The sequence below is a fragment of the Bacillus cereus group sp. BceL220 genome (genome assembly GCF_051776965.1).
Taxonomy (GTDB): domain Bacteria; phylum Bacillota; class Bacilli; order Bacillales; family Bacillaceae_G; genus Bacillus_A; species Bacillus_A cereus.
In genome coordinates, this window is the sequence record NZ_JBPWBC010000025.1 from 17,702 (window position 1) to 40,944 (window position 23,243).

Genomic DNA, 23,243 nt, shown 5'->3' on the forward strand with positions numbered 1-23,243 from the left:
TACATGTTTTATAGTGATTTATTTTTGATATATATATGAAGTTACGTGCTATTTTCGGAAGGAAATGCCATTTGGAATTAATATTGAAAGTATAGATATACCATGATAATTTTATGATTAGAGAATTATAATTATTTAATTCTAAAAATGTATTAGATTTAAAAGTTAATATTAGATTTTTATAATATAAGAAAGACAATTTTAAAAGTTAATTTAAATATTTAATTATATATATTTACGTGTGCAACGGTATTGAAAATGGTGTATCAGGTGTAGCCTATGATACAGTATAGAAAATGGAAGAGGGGAATAGATTAAAAAACCTAAAAAGTAAGTTCGAGATTACGTGGAACGATAACTAGGAAATGAAAATAAGAATTAGCTTATATAATAGTAATATAAGTGAATAAAGCATTTAGTTTGGGTGCTTTTAGAATGCAACTTAATGCATGTCTAAAAGTACCCATGTTATAACTTAATGATTTGAATGTAAATGATCACACTGTTTGGCTGGTTTAGTGGCGTGGCCATTTTCATCTGTACACCACGATTGAGATTGGAAAGCTAAGAATATTCCTACCCATCTATTTTCATCTTCAAAATGAATAAGAAGACCACCATCTTGCCATATTCCATCATCAGATTTCCATCTAGCGATATTACCTTGATTCATATGAATATCATGTATACCGCTACCAGGTACAAAATCAAAATATTTATCTGGCTCATTTTTCTCGGGTCCCCATGCCTCGCCAAAAGCGTAAATAGTTGCGTTTTGATCCATTGCTTCATTTATGTAGCCCTCTATTTTTTCCTTCAAATCATTATCAGCACCTGGTTTATTATGAGGAAGAGCAATCATTTTCTTTGGATCAAATAAACCACCACGAATATAGTCTAGAGCAATATCTCTATTATTTTCGGTTATTGAAGTAAATCCAGAATTTAAATTTGGTAATTTGGTAATTTGTTCAGAATTGAAATTTTCACTAGCAAAGTAAAGGACTTCAGATGGACGCGCCCCCGACTTAATATTAACAGCTATTCTGTAATCGTGGTTCTGTTCATCTTTAATATGGATTTCAAAATGTGGTTTTCCAGACGTAGCTATGTCTGTATTAACAGCTTTTCCTTTTAAAACCTTATAATTTCTTAATGTCATATATAAATCCTCCTAATTTCATCATGTTATTACATCGATTAGAATTTACAATTAGTGCTTATATATTCAGTGAGGAAAAAATCTATATTTTCTTGTAATTCCATTTTAATGAAATGATAAATCATTAGGGCCATCAAGAAAAGCTTAAAATAATTTATAAATGGTTTAATTTCGAAATGGATAGAGTTATATCCAATTAATGAAAAACTGCTATCCATTTTGGATAGGGAATGGCATATTAAATTTAACAAAGGAGAGTTAAGTGGAATTTCAGAGCAAAATCGCGGTAAAACACTCTTTTATAAATTTTTAATGGTTCTATACTATAAGGGATGCAGTACCATTTTGGGGGTGAGATAACTCTCTAAAGCCGAGAAGCACGCTATTTTTTTGAGAAATCTACAGAAAGGATGGTGAATCTATCAACTTTTGATGAATTACACTGATATATGTGAACACATGCTTTGAAATTTTTTAAAGTTGTAGTTTACTTTATCTAATGGGAAATAGAGGGGTTTACGGTAATATGTAACGATGAATATCAAAATAGATAAATATTATTATATAATCTTAAAGAGCTGATACATAATTTCTTCAGGTTGGAAAACTAAAGTCTTATCTACCCAAATGTGGGGGACGCCTTATGGCGTCTTTTTTTTATCGTATTTAGGCAATGCGTATTTTCTTAACATCAATTAAGAGGTTTCAATTCGGAGAAAGGCACTTTAGGGGGGCTTTGCTTAATTTTCTTTAAAATATACTATCATGAGGATTGGAGTGTTAAGTTAAACGCATAAAGGATAATCAATTGATGATGAATAAGACGGACTACAAGCCATATGAAGCTTGTAGTCCTTTTAAAAAGGTTTATAGAATTCTAATAGTTCAACTGGAATATTATTTTTGTATGCTATACATGCTTTTGTATCACCAGGTTGAATGGTCTTTTTGTCAATTAACAAAAGCGCAGCAAACGTATTTGCTTCTATCTCTAATTTATCAACGGAAAAGAATGTATTCTTACGCAGGAAAGGTGTATTTGCATGAGTATGTAGAACCGCGTGTCCTAATTCATGGGCACAAACAGTTCTCTGCATAGATGGAGATAAATTAGTATTAATAACAATGAAACGATTTCTTTTTTCATATTTATAAAAACCATTTATTTCTTCATGTAAATCCGATGTTAGTACATGTATTTTTAAGTAATCTGCAAGCTCATAGGGGTTTGTCGTGTTGTATTTGTTGCAAAGTTGTTGGACTAGATCTCTAATGACGAATTTCAATGTTTTCCCTCCTAAGCTTGCATCAGTTATCGTCTGGATTACGATATTTCTTAGGCACGTATTTTTTATTGATTACTTTTGTTTGTTTTACAATGTACTCCATCGCATCTAATAATGAATCTACCGCTTCTTGACTCATAGGTTCACCAGAGAACATTAAGCCATCTTCGCCTTGTAGATCTTTCTTTATTTCTTCCATTCTTTTTGCTATATCTTTCTCATCTTTTGGCGTTACTTGTTCGTTTGGTTCGTCTGTAACAGATCGACCAAGTAAATAGTCAGCTGAAACTGAAAAGCAATCAGCTAATTTAGTTAAAACATCATGTGGAGGGAACCTCTCTTCTGATTCGTAGTAACCTATCATTCTTTGGGATACCCCAATTTTTTCTGCCAGTTGTTTTTGGGTTAAATTCTCTTTTTTTCGTAAGGATTTTATTCTAAGTCCTATCATATTGTTCACCTCTCTAATTGAACTAATTGTTCTCTTTGAATTCATTTTAGCACAAAAAGTTCTTTTATGCATTGACAAAGAACAATTAGTTCTTTAATCTGTATTTAGAACTAATTGTTCTTATGGAGGTAGGATAATGGGAAATAAAATGTACGATCCGAAAAAAAACTTATATAAAGAAATTGCTAGCTATTGCGGAGTAACTGAACGCTATATTCGAATGATTGATCAAAAAGAAAGAACTCCATCAATGGAGACAGCTAGGAAGATTGCAAAGTTTTTTGATAAGAGTGTAGATAATATTTTTTTTAGTAATAAATCGAACTTTAAGTTCTTTTTAAGCGCACTCTGGTTTGAAAATAATGAAAAGTAGATTTTGTTAGGTGGAAGCTAAAAGTAGTGAGTACGGACCTTCTAAATTTTAATAATAATGGAGGGAGTGGATTAGAGATCGTAATAAATGCACAAGGTTTGTTAATGACATATTGGTATTGCAAAAGAATTTATTGATTTTGACAGAATGAGAGAACTGTGAATGGACAGTTAAAGAATGTAATAAGTAGGTAAACAAAGGTTTTAAAATATGAGAGGTAGATACTATGGGGATTTTCCGAGTAAAAAAAGATAATAATTATTCCGTTATTAATAATACCGGTTTAAAGGATAAAAGACTTTCTTGGAAGGCGAAAGGGATATTAGCTTACATACTCACACTTCCAGATGATTGGGTGTTTTATAGAGAGGAATTATCGAAACATGCAAAAGACGGTATAAATAGCTTAAGAGCTGGAATGCAGGAATTAAAAGAATACGGATATATTAAAAGATTTCCTGTTAGAGATGAAAAAAACAAAATTGTTAGGTGGGAGACAATTATTTACGAAATCCCAGTGGATGATTATCCACCAGTGGAAAACCCACCTGCTGGAAAACCTGTTGCTGGTAACCTACCGGTGGAAAATCACAAGCTACTAAATATTAATATACAAAGTACGAAAGAACTAAATACTGATATACAAAATATAAATCATCGTCATGATAATAAACAAAAATTAATCTCACAAAGGTTAATAAATGATGATTTTAAAATAAGTCATCAATTTTTAATGAAGAATAGAATTTCATTAAGTGAAATAGCGATTAGAGAGCTTGGTGTATTTTGTGAATCATTAGGTAGTGAACTAATTGGGGAAGCAGTAAATAGATCAATTGATGAAAATGTACCAAAGTGGAGATATGTACGTGGGATTCTTAAAAAATGGGAAACCAAAAAGGTAAAAACACTCAAGGATGTAGCTATGCTAGATGCACAGTTTGATCTTGGTAAGAATAAAAAACAATTTGGATCAAGGAATACTAATCGAAGTGAAATGGTACCAGAATGGTTACATGAAAAAGAAGATGTTCCAGAAGATCAGCCTATAAAAAATAATGAGTTAACTATTGAAGAAGAGCGTGAGAGATTAAAAACTTTATTAAAAAAATATAAATCATAATTAATATTTATAAATTTTATTAAATTGATAATAAAGGTTAGTTTATCTTTGGTGATCAAAATAAAAGCAGGATTTAAATAAAGAAAAGTAGGGGGATTATTATATGTTTGACTGGCTCAAAGATTATCAGAAACTAGAAGAAGAAATTGCATATTTAGAATATAACTTAGACAAATCAAAAGCAGAATTAAAGCGCTGGACTAGTGGGGACTTACAAAATGTACGATTAACTGCTGAATCCGAAGGGGCTAAAGTAGAAGATCGGATTGAAGCGATTGAATATGAATTAGGACATAAGATCAATGAAGTATTTGATTTAAAGATTTTAATTAATAAGTTTACAGGATTAGATCATCAAATTCTCAAAATGAAGTATGTTGATGGAATGACTTTAGAACAAATAGCGTTTGAATTACATTATAGTACAGGCTATATTCGCCGAAAACATGCTGAAATAAGAAAGATTGTCAAGTTTGTAGATGGGTTTTAATGTTACCTTTTTGTAGGATACATGCAGTGTACAGAAAGTATTGAAAAAGTGATTTATAGTAGTAATATAAGATTTCGACGAAAGGGCAACTATTTTTATGGTTGCTCTTTTTGTTGTGAAAGAAGGTGGGCAACATGAAGTAATTTTAAAAAATTTTTTCATTTAAGTGTTAGATGTACTTAGTAGATTAAGAGTTTTATAGAAAAAAATAATAGGAAAATAAGGAGAGATTTAGTAATGAGTATATTAGCTACTTCAGTTAAAACAAAAAATCTGCCACAGCAAGTGTTACGTTGGCAATCAATGGTAGAAAGCGAATGTTCTGCACAAGGTGTACCTGAGTTAGTTCCTTACGTGCTTGGAATTATTATGGTGGAGAGTGGAGGAAACTCTGAGACAACACCTGATATTATGCAGTCTAGTGAATCACAAGGTTGGGCGATGAATACAATTAAAAATCCTAAAGATTCAATTTATTATGGAGTAAAGCATCTAAAAGGAGCTTTTGATGATGCAAAGAAAAATGGTATTACAGATTTAAGTGCCATTGTTCAATCGTATAATTTTGGACGAGCTTACCTTCGCTGGTTAGCTTCTAACAATAAACAGCATTCATTACCGGTGGCAGATCTGTATTCTAAAACAGTTGTTGCTCCATCACTTGGAAATACGACTGGTGTTATGGTGAAATATAGTCAACCTATTGCTGTTGCATATAATGGTGGCTATCGATATAAAAATGGAGGGAATTTCTTCTACTCTGAAATTGTTAAACAATATGTAGATTTTGATGAAGCTGGTAATAACAATAAACCAATACAACCGGTGGGCTTGGGGATTGCTGTAAATAAATATCCGAATAATGGTGGTATTAATCTATATAGCCAACCACAAGGAGGACATTTTACGAGAGTAATTTATGATAAAACACCGTACCTTATTATAGATGCAGCATGGTTTGAAAATCCTATGATTTGTCTCGGAAACGAGGCATGGGCTGCTCTGGAACATTTCGATGTGCAATGGTTCAGTGCTTATTCAAAATATCCACCAGGTGGCGGTATTAACACGTATGATGGTCCTAACGGAAATTATACAGGTTTTGTAGATGGGTCTGTTCCGTATAGACTTTTAGGACGAAAAGATGGTTACCTGGGTATTGGAAATAATGCATGGGTAAAAGAAGAACATTTTGATGTTAGATAATAACGGGGAGCTTTTCGTTCGGTTAATCTTAAGATTTGAAAAACTAAAATACATCCAAAAAATAATAAATATAGACAGTGAACGAAGGTGCTCATTCAAGCACCTTTTTTATATTGTGTAAAAATAGAAAGGAAGACTAATATGGCAAAATTTATTTATCCTACAGATACAACAAGAGTAACAAGTGGTTTTAGAGGTAGTAGACCAGATCATCATGGGGTAGACCTTGCTGAAGCGGGCTATCATCCGATTTATGCAGCAGCTAGCGGGCAGGTTAGCCGTTCTTATCTTTCATCTAGTTATGGTGAATGTATTATGATTGTGCATACTATTGATGGAGTTACATGGGAAACTGTATACGCTCATATGCGTAGTGGTTCTCGAACAGTAAAAGTAGGCGATTATGTTACACAAGGACAAACTATTGGGGTTATGGGGAACACAGGGGAGTCTAGTGGCCAACACTTACATTTTGAATTGCATAAAGGGCGCTGGGATGCTAGTAAGAGTAATGCTGTGAATCCACTAGATTATTTGGGGAAAGGTGACAGTGGCAACAATACTGATAAACCGATACAACCAGTAGGTCTTGGAATTGCTGTAAATAAATATCCAAATAATGGGGGTATTAATCTATATAGCCAACCACAAGGTGGACATTTTACGAGAGTAATTTATGATAAAACACCGTACCTTATCATAGATGCAGCATGGTTTGAAAATCCTATGATTTGTCTCGGAAACGAGGCATGGGCTGCTCTGGAACATTTCGATGTGCAATGGTTCAGTGCTTATTCAAAATATCCACCAGGTGGCGGTATTAATACGTATGATGGTCCTAACGGAAATTATACAGGTTTTGTAGATGGGTCTGTTCCGTATAGACTTTTAGGAAGAAAAGATGGTTACCTGGGTATTGGAAATAATGCATGGGTAAAAGAAGAACATTTTAATGTGAGATAGTATTTTGAAATCTATAAATATCAAATTAAATGGAAGAAGCAGTGTGATACTTTTTTATGAATTCGTTTAAAACGATGGTGTAGGAGTGTAGAGAGGAATTAAAGGAAGAGCAACTGATAAACAGTTGCTCTTTTTCTTTTTTAGCAGGTGAAGACAAGGAATTTATTAGAGATAATGCTGGCCGTATGGAGATTAGGTTACTAGATGTACTAAATAATGCAGTGAGAATTTTAAGTAATAAAAACGAGAGAATAAAAAGGAGATGTTCAGTAATGGAGATTAGAAAAAAATTAGTGGATTCAAGTAAATATGCTATAAAATGTCCCAATGCAATGAAGCCAGAATTCATCACAGTACATAATACGTACAATGATGCATCAGCTGAAAATGAAATTTCTTATATGATTGGAAATAATAATGCAGTTTCGTTCCATGTTGCAGTAGATGACAAAGAAGCAGTACAAGGTATTCCGTTTGATCGTAATGCTTGGCATGCTGGTGATGGTAACGGAAATGGTAATCGTAAATCCATCGGAGTGGAAATTTGCTATTCTTTAAGCGGTGGGGATAGATATTATAAGGCGGAAGATAATGCAGCAATCGTTATAGCTCAGTTAATGAAACAATTCAACATTCCAATTAGTAATGTACGTACACATAAATCGTGGAGTGGGAAACATTGTCCACACCGTATGCTTGACGAGGGAAGGTTGGATCAATTCATTGAGAAAGTAAATAAAGCATTTAACAACAATAATAATAAACCAATACAGCCAGTAGGTCTGGGGATTGCTGTAAATAAATATCCGAATAATGGAGGGATTAATTTATATAGCCAACCGCAAGGAGGATATTTTACGAGGGTAATTTATGATAAAACACCGTATCTTATTATAGATGCAGCGTGGTATGAAAATCCTATGATTTGTCTCGGAAACGAGGCATGGGCTGCTCTGGAACATTTCGATGTACAATGGTTCAGTGCTTATTCAAAATATCCACCAGGTGGCGGTATTAACACGTATGATGGTCCTAACGGAAATTATACAGGCTTTGTAGACGGGTCTGTTCCATATAGAATTTTGGCACGAAAAGATGGTTATTTGGCGATTGGAAATAATGCATGGGTAAAAGAAGAACATTTTGATGTGAGATAAGGTTAAAGAATTAGAGTCACTCGTATGAGTGGCTATTTAATTTTTGGATTGGAGTATGATTGGAAATAGAAAATGTAAGTAGTGTTCTATACTAAGTTGTTTTTATGTATCGATTCAAGAATAAAAGGAGTAGTTTAGTGCGTAATTTGTTTATGTTGAATTAAATAAGAAGTAGGAAAGAGGTGGTAAAATGGATAGTTTACAAGAGGTGAAGGGTGATGTTCAGGAAATAAGGCAAGATATTAAGGAAATACGATTAGAGATTAGAAGTTTAGAAATGCGGACGACAGGTAATGAAAAGGACATTATTAATATTAATAAGCAATTAGACAAAATCAGTGCTAATACAACTTGGATCCTACGCCTTATTATTGGTGGACTAATTGGAGCTGCTCTTACCTTCTTTTTGAAAGGAGGAGGTATGTAATGATTGAAATTACAGCAATGATTGGGGTTGTTGTAGGGATTTCACAAATTGCAAAAACAACTGGACTGCAAACAAAATATATTCCGTTATTTAATTTAACACTTGGCATTACGCTAGGTGTTTTATTTTTGTCTCAAGATATTAAAATGAATCTATTTCAAGGAATGATTATCGGATTGTCAGCTAGTGGATTATTTGACCATACAAAAATTATAAAAAGGGATGCCGATAGAAAATGAAAAAGAAATACAAGCATATTTTATCCATAGTTGTTGCTATTATTTTAGTATTATCAATTGAAACAAATGTATTTGCTGATAGAATTCTATTTATTCCTGATTTACCAAAACAACCATACCGTTATGGTGTTGGAGCCTATGAAGGTGTTGTAGCACATTCTACAGCTACCCCAGAGGCGCCAGCAATTAATATTCAAAAATATGAGTCTCGTACATGGCGTTCAGCGTTTGTTCACTACGCAGTGGATTGGGATGAGAAGATTCAAATTGCATCTACAAAACATCAGGCATGGGGGGCAGGTCCAGCAGCAAATGCTAGATTTGTTCATGTGGAATTGTGTGAGACAAGTGATCCATTGAAATTTAAACGTTCATATGAAAAATATATAGAATTAATTGGGGAAATCTTGCGAGAACGAAATATTCATCCCTCTAAAGGATTATGGACACATAGGGATATTACTTATAAATTAGGTGGGACAGACCATGAAGATCCACTGGATTATCTTCGTAGTCATGGCGTATCTGAGGCTAAGTTCCGAGCAGACGTGTTAAAGGTTTATAACGGGAGCACGGTTACAGTGGATACCAAACCACAAAAACCAAATGAAATATCTGGTACAGTAGAGTCGAATGGTATTGCATATATTGAAGGATACAATGTAAATCTCCGCTCTGGACCATCAACAGAAAATAGTGTTATTCGTAAGCTACAAAAAGGTGAGGCTTATAAAGTATGGAATAAATTAGGGAACTGGTTACATTTTGGTGGTAACCAATGGATTTATTATAATTCTTCATATATTCGTTGCCAAGGCAATGAACCTGCTACAGTAATTGGTAAAAGAGTTATTTCAAAAGTAAATAATTTACGTTTCTATGATTCTCCATCTTGGCAGGATAAAGATGTTGCCGGTACTGTAGATATGGGTTTAGGATTCATTATTGATACAAAGGTAATTGTAAATAATTCACCACAATATAGAGTGCACAATAGTAAAGGTAAAACATATTATATAACAGCAAAAGAAGCCTATGTGTATGTGAAGTGAAAGAGAGGATCTGCTCTAGTATGGGGCGATCCTCTTTTTTTATTTATCATATATAAATTAGGTTTAATGGTGAAAAGAGGGGCTATGAATGATCTTTAGTTTGGAAAAATATTCTTGATATAAAAATAATATAGTGTTATATTATGATTTAATAATTTGTTATTTAAAAATGAATTTTTGACATGATATAGATTTACTTAAAGATGTCGATTTTGGTAAAACAGAAGGTAAGGTATTAGGTAAAGAGACATAGTGTTTATGATGGTCGTTAATCCTTTATTATAATTTAGGAGAAATATATTAAGTAAGGAGTTTTTTTATGCTGAAATGGGCTAAGTGGATTGCCATGTTTGTGATTTTTATCTGTAGTATTTTAACTATCGACGCTCTTGTTGGTAGCAAAAAAGGTATAAAAACCATTACAGCAGCAGTTGAGGAATTCACTGCGGATAAAAAAAATATAGGAAATCAAAAAGAAGTAAAGCAAGGAGCCGAAACAAGTGATTATAAACATTTAGACAAGCAGCATTATGCATGGGTAATGGATGATTATTTAAAGGACCTATCTGATGTGGCGAACAGATTTAGTATTTTAGAGGCTGATGCAGAAATTAAGGGTACTATAAACAAATCATGGGTTTCAGATGTAGGCGATGTTTTCTATAAAATGTCTTATCTCATCTCAAGTGTACGATATGTAGAACCCCCAACAGAATTAAAGGGTCTACATTCATCTATTTTAAAGGCGATGGATAACTTGCAATTTGTTATAGACAACTATGGAGATGCTGCGAGCCAAACAGATTTAGCGAAATTAGGAAAATGTTTAAAATCGTTAAGAAGTGCTAGGGATACAATAGACGAGGTCCGTAGTGAATTATCCACTTATGAATAATTATCATAAAAACCGATTAGTATTACAGAACATCCTCAAAAGTATATATGAAGTTTAGCGTTTTCTTTGCGGTTAAGGAAACAGTAATCTCAAAGGTTTCAATTCTAATGCTTGGTACATGAAAGAGGATAACAAGCAAGGAATGGAAGGCAGGGAAGATCAAAGCTGTTGAGTTCATGGACAAGGCTGGCATAAAGAAAGCGATATTTTAAAAGAAAATGAGGGAATACGAGGAAATAAAATCATTAAAATGATATAAATAGATTTTATACTTTTAGTATTTGACAATGCAACCACAGTCATTAGAGAGGATATAGTAGTCTGTGTAATAACAAAACCAAAACTTACGTTAAGTATTAGCGGACTTGAACTACTCACCACTTAACGTCCTAACGGACGTTTGAAGTGGGAGATTCCTGCGAACACCGATGTATCCACCAGTTATCTTAGCAGGCTCTACCCGCAGTCCCTACGGTGAGAACATAAGTATCTTGTACGCTGACTCACCACACTATCTACTTTAGCTTGGTTTTCGCAATTTTGAGAAGCGTGGGGCGATAGAACGTTGAAGATTTTACGGTTGCAACGTTTTTCTGCAACCAACCTCATATCTTCAGTTTTCGAAGAGCAATCTGTACAAGTAAATGATAACAAATATGTTGGCTTATGCCAACCGACATTCATCTTCCACCTAAAATTGGTGTTTCACACCTTCACATTTTTGAGGAAGGAGTCTTCTGTCGGAAAACGATAAAAGACTGATTTTGAATGTCATGATGTCCACTAATGCTTATAGCGTGATTTGGTTCTAGTGCTATACAAAGGCCATCATCACCATACTGAATAAAGTGAATAAAATATAGATTTGATTTATAAGTCGGAGGAGGGCACCTTAGGGTGTCTTTTCTTTTATCCATTACACCCATTGTTTACACATTGATTTTTTATGTTCATTTGATATAATTATTACTACAGTAGTATTACAGTAATACCTTGGGTATATAATAAAAGAAGAGATGCTCTATACATCTCTTCTGGTAACTGTTGCCGTAAGGCGGATAGTTACTAAATAAAGTTATTTTCTTTTTCTAGAACTTCCCTTTTGCTTCCGACGGCGTAGGGAGGTTCTTTTACGTTTTTTGCTAATATTACTCACTAGTTTGTTTCCATAACCAGTAACAAGAATTGTCAAAAATACTTTCAACAAATCCTGTAGCAAAGACAGTAAATATTCCATCATAGGAGTTACCTCCTTTCCCTCTATATAAAAAAGAGAAAGGACAGCAACCAACCACCCTACGTCATACAGTTAAATCTATTCCATCATACTAGTACAATCTCACCAATATAAACAAGACCACCATTATTGATAGCCTTTTTAGGTAAATGTAGAACAATTAATTACAACATGTTTATAGCATGATTAATATATAATAATTTCGCCTTATGACCTTTATCATAAACTATTACATGGTATATATTTTTTGTACCACGCTTTGTTAATGCATTTAACCTTCGTAGGTGTTGAAGGTTTAGAACTATCCTTTAGTATAGTCATATCATTAGAACATCCTGCGGTATTTAGACAGAATGTAACTAATAAACATGATAGTAATAATTTATTCACATGATCACTTCTAATTCTTTATTAGTTAACATTTTTTCATGAAATACGTTCTTTACTAATTTTACATTACATTAAAGTTCAGAAAATATTCTTCTACTCATAAATTGTTACATTTGATCTAGGGGAACTCTGTTAATAATAAAAGTCGCTCTAGTCGAAGAAAGGCATCCTATTACTGATAAAGGTAAAACTGTTAGTTATCTAATTTTCCCAGTCATTATGTATTTGATGTATGTAACAAAGGAACTAATAGCAGAAAATGAACTGAAAGGTACATAAATGGGGACAATCTGGAAATAGATCTTTTGGTTATTTATTTTACTATAGTTTTTCTACAAAAAAAAGGTATGTGCCGAGACTAGATTATTAAAATTACAATGTAGGGGGCTGGGGAGGGAGTTAAAACAGGGTGATAAAAAAGAGTTTTAGAAAATATACCTGTGACAATTTAGAGTGTCATAGGTGTACTAATATTGTTTTGTATATTAAGTTAAAATACTATAATAAATTTTCCTTCTTTAATTTATAAAGAAATTTCACCTTCATTAGCTAATAATGTAGGGCCAATCTATATGGAAAATATGTTCAAACCTTTACTTGAACATGGCAATGTTTATACTTTCAAATTCAAGAAGTCTAAACTTAGTGTGTGATCAAACTGAAAACATCCTCATAAAACCTAGTTTTAGTCATTGGTTTAATATGAATTATATTTCTTTACAGAAAAACTACCTGCATAAATCGTTCTAGCTGTCTAGAATAAATTCCTGTTGCCTCGAACACAATTTCAGGTAATTTACCAGTTTTCTCGGTAAGCTCATATATCTTTTTTTGTAGCTCTTTAAAATCAGGCTTCAAATGTTGGATTTCCTTTTCAAAGATACATTGTTTTTGTGCATTATAAATTACCATATAACTTTTACCCATACTGATATCAAAAGCAATTACGTGTCTCATAAAGTTCCTCCTGATGGAAAATTGAAGTCTTCATCTTACACTTATCGATTCCCATTTCTTATACACGATCTCGAGGACCAACATACTAAAAACTGATTCAAATAAGGTAAGTGAAGAAGGTCAGTTTTTTACGGATTCAAAATCCCAAAGCACCCACGACCCTTTCTTCACTTCTACTATATAAAAAATAGTAGTGCGAACCAATGCCTTGGTCTACACTACTAATCTTAGTATGTTTTCTTTGTTATATAGAAATTACACAATAATGAATAAATTTAACACCTAAAAAGAAATTGGGTATAAGCACATTATTTTTAGAGATACATATTATATATCATGAAAAACTTCTTTGTTTTTCAAATAACGGACAGAATGATGTGAACGAAACTCGCAGCAATAGTACATAAAAAGTTCGCCTTAATTGGTGAACTTTTTATTTTGGACCAAATGGATATTGGTAAAGGAAATAAGAGGTGACTTTAACACTGGATGTCTTGTATGTCGTTAAGGAAAGGTCAGCGTAATAGACGGAAAAAATAAGGTTTCTAAAGCCTAATATGTCTCCACATTCCTAATAAGATAATAAACGAAATGCCTAAAATGAGAAAATTGATATTCTCAAGTGAAGGTGTATAATTTTTTGCCTTGAATTCCTTTTACAACTTTTAAATTGATGAATATGTGAATTCTTTATTCCAAAGAATTCAATATCTACAGAAAGGTATTTAAGGTTATTGTAAGGTAAATGAAAGTTACCTGAAAGAATCTCAGTTTAATATAAAAGTATAAATTAACACAGGAGGGATGAAATAGTGTTAAAGAAACTGGGAATAGGTTTAGTAACTTCCTTAATTTTGTTGAGTACAAATGGTATTGCTGATGCATCTACTAACAGTGTACATGTAAAAAATGAAATGACATCTAAGAGCCAAAAAAAAGTGCAGTGACTGTTGGCGTGTTGGTCAATCTAGAGTTGAGGAAGGAGTTGCAGCAAAGCATACAATAAAAGGTGGAGAAAAAGTTGTAAAAGTTACATTACAAGACGATGGAATGGTTAGGATGGATGTCATTGGCAAAGGGTTTGCTGAAGTTAAAGTAACTAGGGAAAATGGGAAAAGTGTATATTATCAGTTTGAGGTAATTTAATTATAAATCAAATATAGGTTTTCATTTTAGAACGTTGCCTTCCTATAATTAGGAAGGCTTTTATTATTACATAAATAGGATAAAATAATAGTTCGCTAAATTGGCTAGGAACATAACTAAAAATGTCAGAGGAAATTTAGTAAATTGTTTCACATGAATCATCTTCTCTTGTTTGGATTAATACATATTAAAGTTTATTCTTTGCTTTTATTTTATTTTATTTTATTTGGATTATTAGGAGCGTTTTATTTTAAATTTTTAATTGATGATATTGTGACAAATCAGTTATTACAGACACTTCATATTATATCAATTGGGATTGTTATATTGTATATTTTTAAAGTTTTTTTATCCTATTTTCGTACTCATTTGATCTTATATTTAAGTCGACGAATAGACATTCAATTGATGCTTGGATATTATCGACATGTTTTTGGATTACCAATGAATTTTTTTAAAACGAGAAAAGTAGGGGAAATCATTTCTCGATTTATGGATGCAAGCAAAATAAGAGATGCATTATCAACAATAACAGTTACATTAATGATAGATACGGTAATGGTTACATTAGGAGCTGTTTTATTATATATACATAGTCCCGTTTTATTTAGTGTTACTTTATTATTAATTCCCTTTTATATAGGTATTATTTTTGCTTTTCGTAAACCATATCAACATATTAATAGAGAAGAGATGGAAAGTAATGCGAAATTAAATTCATATTTAGTAGAGTCTTTAAATGGGATTGCGACTATAAAATCTTATAACGCTGAAAAAGAAGTTTTTTTCAAACGGAAAATCGTTTTGTTAATCTATTAAGATGTACATTTAAAAGAGGTATGTTATCTAATTTACAAGGTTCTATTAAGATGGGGCTTGAATTAATTGGGGGGACAGTTATTCTTTGGGTTGGTGCTATGCAAGTATTAAAAGGGAGTATGACTATAGGAGAACTCATTACATATAATGCCCTTTTAGGCTATTTTTTAAATCCGATTGAAAATTTAATAGGAATTCAGCCAACTATGCAATCGGCATTGGTTGTAGGAGAACGATTAAATGAAATCTTTGATTTAGATGCTGAAAAAAATGAAAAAGAACATAAGAAAGTTTCTCCTAAACAGTTATCTGGAAAAATTGAATGTTCAAATGTTACATTTTGTTATGGAACACGTAAGAATGTTTTAAACAATATAAGTTTTTCTATTGAACAAGGTAGTCAAGTGGCATTTGTAGGAGAAAGTAGTTCCGGAAAAACAACAATTTCAAAATTGTTAATGAATTATTATGAACCGCAAGAAGGAAATATATATTATGAAGATTATCATATTAAAGAAATAAATCGTACTGCATTACGAGAACGTATTGCTTATGTTTCTTAAGAATCCTTTTTCTTTAGTACGTCTATTTATGAAAATTTACGTTTTGGATTAGAACAAAAAGTTTCGTTAGAAGAGATGATACACGTTTGTAAATTAGCTTGTATTCATGAGTTTATTAGTGAACTACATTTAAGTTATGAAACTTTATTAGAGGAAAATGCTTCGAATTTATCGGGTGGGCAGAGCCAACGTTTGGCAATAGTGAGAGATTTATTAAAAAACCGTATATTTTAATATTAGATGAGGCCACAAGTGATTTAGATTCTACAACTGAAAAATATATTACGGATATGTTAAAAGAATTAGGTTTACAAGGAGTAACAGTTATCATGATTGCGCATAGATTAAGCACAATTCAGCATGCAAATCAAATTATTGTAATGGAAAAAGGAAATATTATAGAACGAGGTTCTCATGAAGAATTATTATTTCATAAAGGTAAGTATTATCGTCTTTGGAAGAACCAAACAGTTCACGTAGAACATATAGAACCACAATCATATGCAATGCGAGGTGGTCAACATGAGTAAAATATCTTCTTTTGATCAATTAACAGATAGTGTGGAGTTATTGGAAAAAAAGCCCCCTCGGTTTATTACGGGATTACTATGTTTTCTTTGTATAAGTCTATTTGGATTTATGATTTGGGCATATGCTGGAAAAGTAGACATTGTGAGTAAAGGAACTGCAATAATACAAAATCAGTCAGATATAAGTGTTTCTCGAACTCAAATTCCAGGTGTTGTAGATACTGTTTCTGTTAAATCCGGAGATGCAGTGAAAAAGGGAGATACTTTGCTTCAATTAAAAAACAAGGAATCAATGGATAAGTAAAATCAAATGGATCAAATTGTTAAGCATTTAGAAGGACAAAAAGAAATGTTAGAACAGTTGAAAAAGAGTATTCAATCCCATAAATTATCTTTTACTAATGAAGTGGATAAAAAAATAAGGGAAGAATATAAAGCATATGAGCAAGGTTATCAATCCTTGCAAAATGAAAAAGAGAATGAAATAAATGTGATAGGTAATAGTAAATTATCAAATGAACAAGATGAGACTTTACAAGAATTGATTGCAGAAAAGGAAAATATACAAAGAGAAATTAAATTCATAAATAAACAGAGAGATAAAGAAAACATATTAGATGAACAAAAACAAGTATTGGACGATAAAATTTTAACTTTAGAATCTCAACAAAATAATATAGAAAAAAGAATAGAGCAAAGAAAAGGAACGTTAGATAGTGAAAGAAAGTTGATACAACGAAGGAAGGGAAACAAAAGTAAAAGGAATACGCTTTAAATCAATATAGAGAAAGTGCTATTGTTTCTGTAAACCAGTGTATTCAATCTTTAGAACAAGAGATATTTATAAAAAACCAGGACTTGTCTGGATTATATAATCAAGATAAAACGATGACTATAAAAGCGCATCAAGATAGAGTTGTACAATTCACTTCCAATTTACAACCCGGTGATTTAATTGATTCAGGCCAAGAGGTCGTTTCAATTATTCCAAGAGAAGATGAAAAAAAGTGAAAATTTTGTTCACTGCTCAAGTGATAAGAGGGATTAAAAAAGGGGATAAGGTACAGTATTCGTTTAAGTTAAATAAAACGGATAAACAAATGGGAAAAGTGACGTACATATCAGCACATCCTATTTTTGATAAAGATTCTAAAGGGTATGTTTATGAATTGGAGGCAACAATTGAAAAACAGGTATTGTATGAGCTACATACAGGAATGGTAGGCAAAGCTTCTGTAGTAAAAGGAGAAGAATAGATATGGAAATTTATATTAAGAAAGTTAGATTTTATATCTAATTAATAGAGAATAACCTTGATTTTACATGTTAATTTGGAATAAAGTTACGATGTTTTACTCCCTTAAGTAAATAACTCTAAGTAAGTTTTGATTAAACCTTTTATAAAAATCGTATAATATTTCACAAATTAGGATAAAATCAAAAAAACATATTATAAAAATATAAAAATATCTTCCCATTTTTCATTATGACTGTGAATGAAAAATAAGAAGATGTTTTTTAGATTTCTTTAAAACTTAAACTTGTTGGGGAGGGTAATGCTTTAAATATCTAAAACTGAATGGATTTAAATTGATATAGATTCTATTTAATAGACATTAGGCTATTATATGCGTTAATTTTACCATACCCAAAAAATGAATCCTTTCCATCATTACCTAAGTCAATTGCACCATCCTTTAAATATTGAATGACCTGTTTTGCAGTAGGTTTATGGTGATGTATCTCCTGATATTTAGATATAATTAAAGCGGCTGTAGCACTTACCTGGGGTGAAGCTAAACTAGTTCCTAAAGATAGTGTATATCCCGTTGGTATTCCTAAGTACTGGTCTATTTCGGAACCCTCTATATTAGTAGGGGATGTGGTAATAATCCATTCCTTAAAATCTATTTGGAAATTTTTTTTGAAATTAGGTCCATAATCTCCAGATGGGGCTGAAAAGTCAATAATATTTCCATAGTTAGAATACGAAGCTATTGTGTTATCTTTTGCACTACCTGAAATTGTAATAACGTTTTGAAGACTACTAGGTAAATATATTTGAAAATCTTTAGTTCCATCTGAATTGTTTTTTTCAATTGGTTCATCCAGATTTATACTATCGTTTCCCGCTGAAGCAACAATTACACATCCTTTACTTTCAGCATATTCAATTGCTTTTTTATATGCACGTATGGTTGCTTTATCAGAATTTTTTTCTACAGATTTAAATGTACCTAGACTTAGGTTAATGATATCATTTCCATCTCTAGCCGCTTGTACAATTGCTTGAATTACCCATTTGGATTCACCATCTTTTTCTCCTATTACTTTATAAGGAATAATTTGAGTTTTAGGAGATATACCTTTTATATTACCATTTCCTGAAATTATGCCTGCTACTTGGGTACCGTGCCCCAGTTTATCTTCTAAACTAGGATCTCCTTCTACAAAAGATTTTGCTTTACTTAAGCTAATACTATGTTTTAAATCAGGATGATTAATATCGATACCACTATCTAACAATGCAATGGAAGTCGTACTATCACCTTTGCTTAATTTATAAGATTGATAGTTATTGGTAACATCTGAGAGATTCCATGTATAGTTAGTATAGATACTATTATCATTAATTGCATCTATACTAGCTAATTTTGTTTGAAACGTATACTTTTTAGATTGATGTTTTTTCTCTATTTTTGGTAAAGATATTTTAGAACTTGCTCCAAAAGAATCAATAAGATTTGGGTACTTATTTTTTAATGTTTGTGAAATGGATTTTAATTGTTTGGGATTGTCTAATATTAAATTAATTATCCCAATTTCTTCAATAACATCTGTTTGAATAGTAGGGAAATTTTTATTTATAAATTCTTCTACCTTCACTGTTTTACTTGAATCTTTTAATATTAAAAAGAATTTACTATTATTTGTTTCTGCTTTGATTTGATTTGAATTACAATATGAAGGTAAACATATAGTTAATAGAAGTGTTAGAAGCATTATTTTTTTAATAATATTCAATTTAAATCACCCTTTTAATGAAGATATTTTAGTAGACCATAGCTTTACATGGATTTAACTTCTATGGTTAAGAGAATTATTGTATATTAAGATTCTATATATTCATAGTCTAAGAGGGAATAAAGCTCTCAAAATCCCTCTTAAGCTATGACATAATTAATTTGTTAATTTATTTTCTAGACGAAGAATTCCGGGAATGATATCTGGGTTATATTGTTTTAATAATCCAATCCCTAAGCCGGATAAGCCTACCATTAACCCCACTGATTCTGTTCCCCGACAAATTCCCTTATTCCAGCCTTTATCTTTTAATGAATTAAGGACTTGCCATGAGACAGATTTAGCTATATCAAGTAATTCATTACGACCAAGCACTTCTGCAGCAAATTGTAAAATCTCAATTTGACCAAAATCTCCATGGCACAGGGAACGAGTATTACCGAATCCTTGTTTAATAGTTGTCTCTAAAGCTACTTCAATTTCATTATCTAGGAGATCATCATAGTAGCCTTCTTCTTTTAATAATAAACGACTAAGTAAAATACCAGGAGCCCCATGACACCAAGCGGTTGAAACGTTTTTTTTCTGAGGACTCCGCCAATTACCAACAGAGGGCACAAAACATTTTCTTTCATACATTAGGCCTTTTCGAATGATTTCAAGTATTTTATCATCTTTGTTAATAGAATATAACTCTGACAGTGAACTGATAATTCCCGCTACTCCATGTGCAAAACCAATAGAAGCTAATGGATCCCAAGGTGTAACCCAAGCAGCTCCATCTTTGTTCAGTTCAATATGTTCCAATAAATGGTTACCACAAGCTATAGCAGCATTTAAAATTTCATTATCATGTGTTTGTTTATATAATCCAATTAAAACTTTTAAAGTACCTGAGGCACCTGCTACAAAATCAAATACATTGTCATATTTAATTCCCTTAACTATAAATGGTATGGTCGATATAGCATTATTTAATAAGGATTGATCATTCCATAATTTAGATAGGTGATTTAAAGTATAAATGTTTCCACCTAATCCAACAAATGCTCCTATGTTAGTCATTTCACCAGGTATATCTGATAAATCTTTTAACATATTTTTTACTGGAACCAAGCTTTTCTTTGCGGCTTCCTTATATTTATTTTCTCTTGTTAGCTCTGATAGATATGCGAAAAATAGAGCAATACCAGAACTACCATTATACAAATCTGTACCAATAGGTTGTACTTCCCATTTAATTTCATTACCACCTAAAAATACTGTACTAATCCAACTTAGTTCTTCTTCACCATCACGTGTTCCAGAAATCGCTGTTGATAATAGGTAATCTCCAATTTTTTGAGCTTCATTTAAAAAATCTTGTTTATTTATATTCCCTGTTATTTTTTTATAAGGATCAATATCAGTAAGATCTGCATTAGATTTGGCATTACTTGCAAGCATAGACATGTGGATAACTTGCAATTGTTGTTCGCAATCTTTGATGTTTAATTTATCAATTTTCTTTAAAGTTTTATTGAGTGCAGTTTCTTTAAAGAAGTTATTAATAATTTTTCCTGTACTATCATACAGATGACGTTGATTTGTTTTATAGGTGAAGAAAGGAATATCACCGTTAAGAATATCTTTTTTTTCAGATGAAACAATTTGTTTCAAACTAGGACGAACAGTTGTATCTAACCATAATTGGTGAGTTACAAATTCATAATCTAAGCCATCCCGAAGGAAGTCAGGGTGATACATAGTTGTTAGAAGTTCACCATAATGCACAGTTGGTCGTAGAATACAACGTACTTCGGTATCTTCAAATAGACTTAATTTTTTCTTTACAGCTTCTTTATTTTCTAAAAACCAAGAATAAAGTTCTTTAAACCCTAATTTAATTTGTTCCAAGTAATCATTTGCAATAATTTCAACGCCATTTAACTTAGGTTTATTTGCTTCAGCCTTACCTATTGTCGTGTAATCCTTAAGAAGTTGCATTGTATCAGTATGCTCTTGAGAAATATAAGGAACTTTAAATGGATATATTTGTTCTACGGATGCACCTAATCCACTAACATCAATCCCTTTTAAATTTGGATTTTCTCCTTGGTAAAAGGATAAAGATGGTAATAACCCTGTAGATTTAACTGATCTATTAAGTATAGAGTAAGCTTGTTCAACAGCTGTTTCACCATCAGGATTCCCATCATCAGGTATCTGGTGAAAAAGAGATTCTAAATCGATTAATACTGGATGTTCACCAAATGCAATCAAATTTTCATTGTGAAAATCTACCGCATCTAATACATATAAAAGTGCTAAATTATGCCCCATTTTAATATAAAATTGCTCAACTTCTTCTTGATTGAGACATTCCTTGTACTCAATAAATTCAATCCAACCGTAGGTATTTTGATTTAGTACCGTTAAATTATAAAAATTAGTAGATTTTTTATGATTAATCCAATAAAGAAACTCTTGAAATTTAATATCAATCTCTAAAGAACGAGGTTTATATACTATTTTTAAGCCACTATCAAATTCTAGTGAAGCAACTCCCTTTCCTTGTTTATGACTGTCTCCTAAACTTAAATTAATATTTATTAAACTTCCTACAGATTTTCCATGATGAAATTCCTGCGTTATTAAATTTTTATCTTGTTCAAATCTTTCAATAATTTCTTTGATATTTTCAATCCAGTAATGTATTTTAGTTAAGACAACTCGGACAAGAACGGAATATTCATTGTAAAAACCATTTAAAAATTTTTGATCGTTCAAAAGAATATCTGAATAATACTCGAATCTATTGGTAGGGGATTCTCCAATTAAATGTCCTGAAAGTCTTGCGACATTTAATTCTAATATTAAAGTTTTAAAACATATTTTTGATAGTTCTTGTTCAAGGTGTGACAACATATTTGAAATTATATTGGATGGGAAGAGAGTATTCAGTCCTTGCTTTAATTTTCCTACCGCTATTTTCATAAAAGGAACATAAAAATTATGGAAAGGGATGTTCGGTACTGTTAATTTTAAAAAAGGATTTAAATCTATATTTTCATACTTAGAAGTAAATAAATCCTCTAAATACTGAATATATTCTTCATTACCATATTTGATTTTCTTGATATCATAAATTTCACTAGATGCTAAGGCTGTTAGTTCATTTTTTGATAAAGAAAGAAGGGTAGCTACAGATTCATGAAATTTATCTTCCTTTTCTTTAAAATAACTCTCCCACAATTTCACACGTTGTTTACCATGTTCATTGAATTCTTCCTTTTTTATCTTTCGTTCAGCTGAAAATGTTGCTAACTTATTTGGATGAGTAATCATTTTATGTAACACCTTTCTATAATAGATGATTTATGAAAAGATAAGTAGGTTATCTCTCTACTCTAATATGTATTAATTAAAGAAAAGTAATAAAAATACATAGTAATTAAAACTGCTTTTAATGAAATTAAGACAACGAATAGATTTAACGTCCAATTTATATATATAAATTGGACGTTAAATCTAAGTTGTTAATAATTTTAAAAATTTAATTGCACATATTTTGACATTCTTTAGTAATGGTACATGCATGGCCTTTATTTCCTAAAGTATTGCTGATAATAGGAGTTCTTGGTGTAAGAATCTGTACTGTGCTAGTATTAGCTTGAACATCCCCAGCTCCAACTGCGTTAAGTAATTCATTTCCTTGGATTTCTTCTAAACTATCTCCAACTGGACTACCTGGCATATTTCCTCTTTCATCAG

The 23,243-nt window shown here is 31.7% G+C and carries 18 protein-coding genes and 3 pseudogenes; 13 read left to right on the top strand and 8 right to left on the bottom strand.

Translation table 11 applies throughout. The features are described 5' to 3' along the window. Positions 1–475: 475 nt before the first annotated feature. The 3 genes from ACS2FK_RS28945 to ACS2FK_RS28955 all read right to left on the bottom strand — a co-directional run bounded on the left by ACS2FK_RS28945 (position 476) and on the right by ACS2FK_RS28955 (position 2,899). The gene (locus ACS2FK_RS28945) at positions 476–1,162 is read right to left on the bottom strand and encodes a YukJ family protein (protein ID WP_063549713.1); all 687 of its coding nucleotides are present in this window, start codon (positions 1,160–1,162) and stop codon (positions 476–478) included. 857 nt (positions 1,163–2,019) lie between these two features. Beyond that, positions 2,020–2,448, bottom strand: a complete 429-nt coding sequence (locus ACS2FK_RS28950) for an ImmA/IrrE family metallo-endopeptidase (RefSeq protein ID WP_000673773.1) — start codon at positions 2,446–2,448, stop codon at positions 2,020–2,022. 22 nt (positions 2,449–2,470) lie between these two features. Beyond that, complete coding sequence (locus tag ACS2FK_RS28955) at positions 2,471–2,899, bottom strand: helix-turn-helix domain-containing protein (RefSeq protein WP_000579787.1); 429 nt, start codon at positions 2,897–2,899, stop codon at positions 2,471–2,473. Positions 2,900–3,035: 136 nt separating this feature from the next. Between ACS2FK_RS28955 and ACS2FK_RS28960 the strand changes: the two genes are divergently transcribed. The 10 genes from ACS2FK_RS28960 to ACS2FK_RS29005 all read left to right on the top strand — a co-directional run bounded on the left by ACS2FK_RS28960 (position 3,036) and on the right by ACS2FK_RS29005 (position 10,824). Next, positions 3,036–3,272: a helix-turn-helix transcriptional regulator gene (locus tag ACS2FK_RS28960; RefSeq protein WP_000527099.1), complete on the top strand. Its 237-nt coding sequence runs from the start codon at positions 3,036–3,038 to the stop codon at positions 3,270–3,272. 226 nt (positions 3,273–3,498) lie between these two features. Next, positions 3,499–4,395 (top strand): DnaD domain protein, encoded by an 897-nt coding sequence (locus ACS2FK_RS28965; protein WP_063549715.1) that lies wholly within the window; start codon positions 3,499–3,501, stop codon positions 4,393–4,395. A gap of 103 nt (positions 4,396–4,498) precedes the next feature. Beyond that, positions 4,499–4,885, top strand: a complete 387-nt coding sequence (locus ACS2FK_RS28970; RefSeq protein ID WP_000460736.1) for a DUF1492 domain-containing protein — start codon at positions 4,499–4,501, stop codon at positions 4,883–4,885. A gap of 237 nt (positions 4,886–5,122) precedes the next feature. Next, complete coding sequence (locus ACS2FK_RS28975) at positions 5,123–6,091, top strand: lysozyme family protein (protein WP_063549717.1); 969 nt, start codon at positions 5,123–5,125, stop codon at positions 6,089–6,091. Between the two features lie 141 nt (positions 6,092–6,232). Next, the gene (locus tag ACS2FK_RS28980; protein ID WP_063549719.1) at positions 6,233–7,054 is read left to right on the top strand and encodes a M23 family metallopeptidase; all 822 of its coding nucleotides are present in this window, start codon (positions 6,233–6,235) and stop codon (positions 7,052–7,054) included. A gap of 272 nt (positions 7,055–7,326) precedes the next feature. Further along, positions 7,327–8,211 carry a peptidoglycan recognition protein family protein gene (locus tag ACS2FK_RS28985; protein ID WP_000405795.1) on the top strand — a complete coding sequence of 295 codons (885 nt, stop codon included), beginning with the start codon at positions 7,327–7,329 and terminating at the stop codon, positions 8,209–8,211. Between the two features lie 190 nt (positions 8,212–8,401). Then, on the top strand, positions 8,402–8,638 hold the full coding sequence (locus ACS2FK_RS28990; RefSeq protein ID WP_000377827.1) for a hemolysin XhlA family protein: 237 nt from the start codon (positions 8,402–8,404) through the stop codon (positions 8,636–8,638). Then, complete coding sequence (locus ACS2FK_RS28995) at positions 8,638–8,877, top strand: hypothetical protein (RefSeq protein ID WP_000570185.1); 240 nt, start codon at positions 8,638–8,640, stop codon at positions 8,875–8,877. Before ACS2FK_RS28990 ends, ACS2FK_RS28995 begins: the two co-directional genes overlap by 1 nt. Further along, positions 8,874–9,929, top strand: a complete 1,056-nt coding sequence (locus ACS2FK_RS29000) for an N-acetylmuramoyl-L-alanine amidase (RefSeq protein ID WP_063549721.1) — start codon at positions 8,874–8,876, stop codon at positions 9,927–9,929. Before ACS2FK_RS28995 ends, ACS2FK_RS29000 begins: the two co-directional genes overlap by 4 nt. 319 nt (positions 9,930–10,248) lie before the next feature. Continuing rightward, positions 10,249–10,824: a hypothetical protein gene (locus tag ACS2FK_RS29005; protein WP_063549723.1), complete on the top strand. Its 576-nt coding sequence runs from the start codon at positions 10,249–10,251 to the stop codon at positions 10,822–10,824. A 1,075-nt stretch (positions 10,825–11,899) separates the two neighbouring features. Here the strand turns inward: ACS2FK_RS29005 and ACS2FK_RS29010 are convergent. Beyond that, entirely contained in the window at positions 11,900–12,064 is a 165-nt protein-coding gene (locus ACS2FK_RS29010) for a hypothetical protein (RefSeq protein ID WP_165375055.1), read from the bottom strand. A gap of 1,119 nt (positions 12,065–13,183) precedes the next feature. Beyond that, a pseudogene (locus tag ACS2FK_RS29015) lies at positions 13,184–13,408 on the bottom strand (hypothetical protein); the annotation flags it as partial. A gap of 812 nt (positions 13,409–14,220) precedes the next feature. Here ACS2FK_RS29015 and ACS2FK_RS29020 point away from each other — a divergent pair. The 3 genes and pseudogenes from ACS2FK_RS29020 to ACS2FK_RS29030 all read left to right on the top strand — a co-directional run bounded on the left by ACS2FK_RS29020 (position 14,221) and on the right by ACS2FK_RS29030 (position 17,722). Further along, on the top strand, positions 14,221–14,355 hold the full coding sequence (locus ACS2FK_RS29020; protein WP_268865621.1) for a hypothetical protein: 135 nt from the start codon (positions 14,221–14,223) through the stop codon (positions 14,353–14,355). A 412-nt stretch (positions 14,356–14,767) separates the two neighbouring features. After that, positions 14,768–16,466: pseudogene (locus tag ACS2FK_RS29025) on the top strand (peptidase domain-containing ABC transporter); the annotation flags it as partial. Then, positions 16,459–17,722, top strand: a pseudogene (locus ACS2FK_RS29030) (HlyD family efflux transporter periplasmic adaptor subunit). The pseudogenes ACS2FK_RS29025 and ACS2FK_RS29030, both read left to right, overlap by 8 nt. Before the next feature lie 346 nt (positions 17,723–18,068). Here the strand turns inward: ACS2FK_RS29030 and ACS2FK_RS29035 are convergent. From ACS2FK_RS29035 to ACS2FK_RS29045, 3 genes are all read right to left on the bottom strand, one after another. Next, positions 18,069–19,490: a S8 family serine peptidase gene (locus tag ACS2FK_RS29035; protein WP_080469977.1), complete on the bottom strand. Its 1,422-nt coding sequence runs from the start codon at positions 19,488–19,490 to the stop codon at positions 18,069–18,071. A gap of 156 nt (positions 19,491–19,646) precedes the next feature. Further along, on the bottom strand, positions 19,647–22,817 hold the full coding sequence (locus ACS2FK_RS29040) for a type 2 lanthipeptide synthetase LanM family protein (protein ID WP_063549725.1): 3,171 nt from the start codon (positions 22,815–22,817) through the stop codon (positions 19,647–19,649). 208 nt (positions 22,818–23,025) lie between these two features. Beyond that, a partial coding sequence (locus ACS2FK_RS29045) for a plantaricin C family lantibiotic (protein ID WP_438899938.1) occupies positions 23,026–23,243 on the bottom strand: 218 nt, incomplete at its 5' end.

Excerpts from the sequence above, each read along its gene's own strand:
- ACS2FK_RS28985 (WP_000405795.1), top strand. The coding sequence starts at position 7,327 with ATGGAGATTAGAAAAAAATTAGTGGATTCAAGTAAATATGCTATAAAA.
- ACS2FK_RS28960 (WP_000527099.1), top strand. The coding sequence starts at position 3,036 with ATGGGAAATAAAATGTACGATCCGAAAAAAAACTTATATAAAGAAATT.
- ACS2FK_RS29040 (WP_063549725.1), bottom strand. The coding sequence starts at position 22,817 with ATGATTACTCATCCAAATAAGTTAGCAACATTTTCAGCTGAACGAAAG.
- ACS2FK_RS28990 (WP_000377827.1), top strand. The coding sequence starts at position 8,402 with ATGGATAGTTTACAAGAGGTGAAGGGTGATGTTCAGGAAATAAGGCAA.
- ACS2FK_RS28945 (WP_063549713.1), bottom strand. The coding sequence starts at position 1,162 with ATGACATTAAGAAATTATAAGGTTTTAAAAGGAAAAGCTGTTAATACA.
- ACS2FK_RS28975 (WP_063549717.1), top strand. The coding sequence starts at position 5,123 with ATGAGTATATTAGCTACTTCAGTTAAAACAAAAAATCTGCCACAGCAA.
- ACS2FK_RS28955 (WP_000579787.1), bottom strand. The coding sequence starts at position 2,899 with ATGATAGGACTTAGAATAAAATCCTTACGAAAAAAAGAGAATTTAACC.
- ACS2FK_RS28965 (WP_063549715.1), top strand. The coding sequence starts at position 3,499 with ATGGGGATTTTCCGAGTAAAAAAAGATAATAATTATTCCGTTATTAAT.
- ACS2FK_RS29000 (WP_063549721.1), top strand. The coding sequence starts at position 8,874 with ATGAAAAAGAAATACAAGCATATTTTATCCATAGTTGTTGCTATTATT.
- ACS2FK_RS28970 (WP_000460736.1), top strand. The coding sequence starts at position 4,499 with ATGTTTGACTGGCTCAAAGATTATCAGAAACTAGAAGAAGAAATTGCA.
- ACS2FK_RS28995 (WP_000570185.1), top strand. The coding sequence starts at position 8,638 with ATGATTGAAATTACAGCAATGATTGGGGTTGTTGTAGGGATTTCACAA.
- ACS2FK_RS29005 (WP_063549723.1), top strand. The coding sequence starts at position 10,249 with ATGCTGAAATGGGCTAAGTGGATTGCCATGTTTGTGATTTTTATCTGT.
- ACS2FK_RS29010 (WP_165375055.1), bottom strand. The coding sequence starts at position 12,064 with ATGATGGAATATTTACTGTCTTTGCTACAGGATTTGTTGAAAGTATTT.
- ACS2FK_RS28980 (WP_063549719.1), top strand. The coding sequence starts at position 6,233 with ATGGCAAAATTTATTTATCCTACAGATACAACAAGAGTAACAAGTGGT.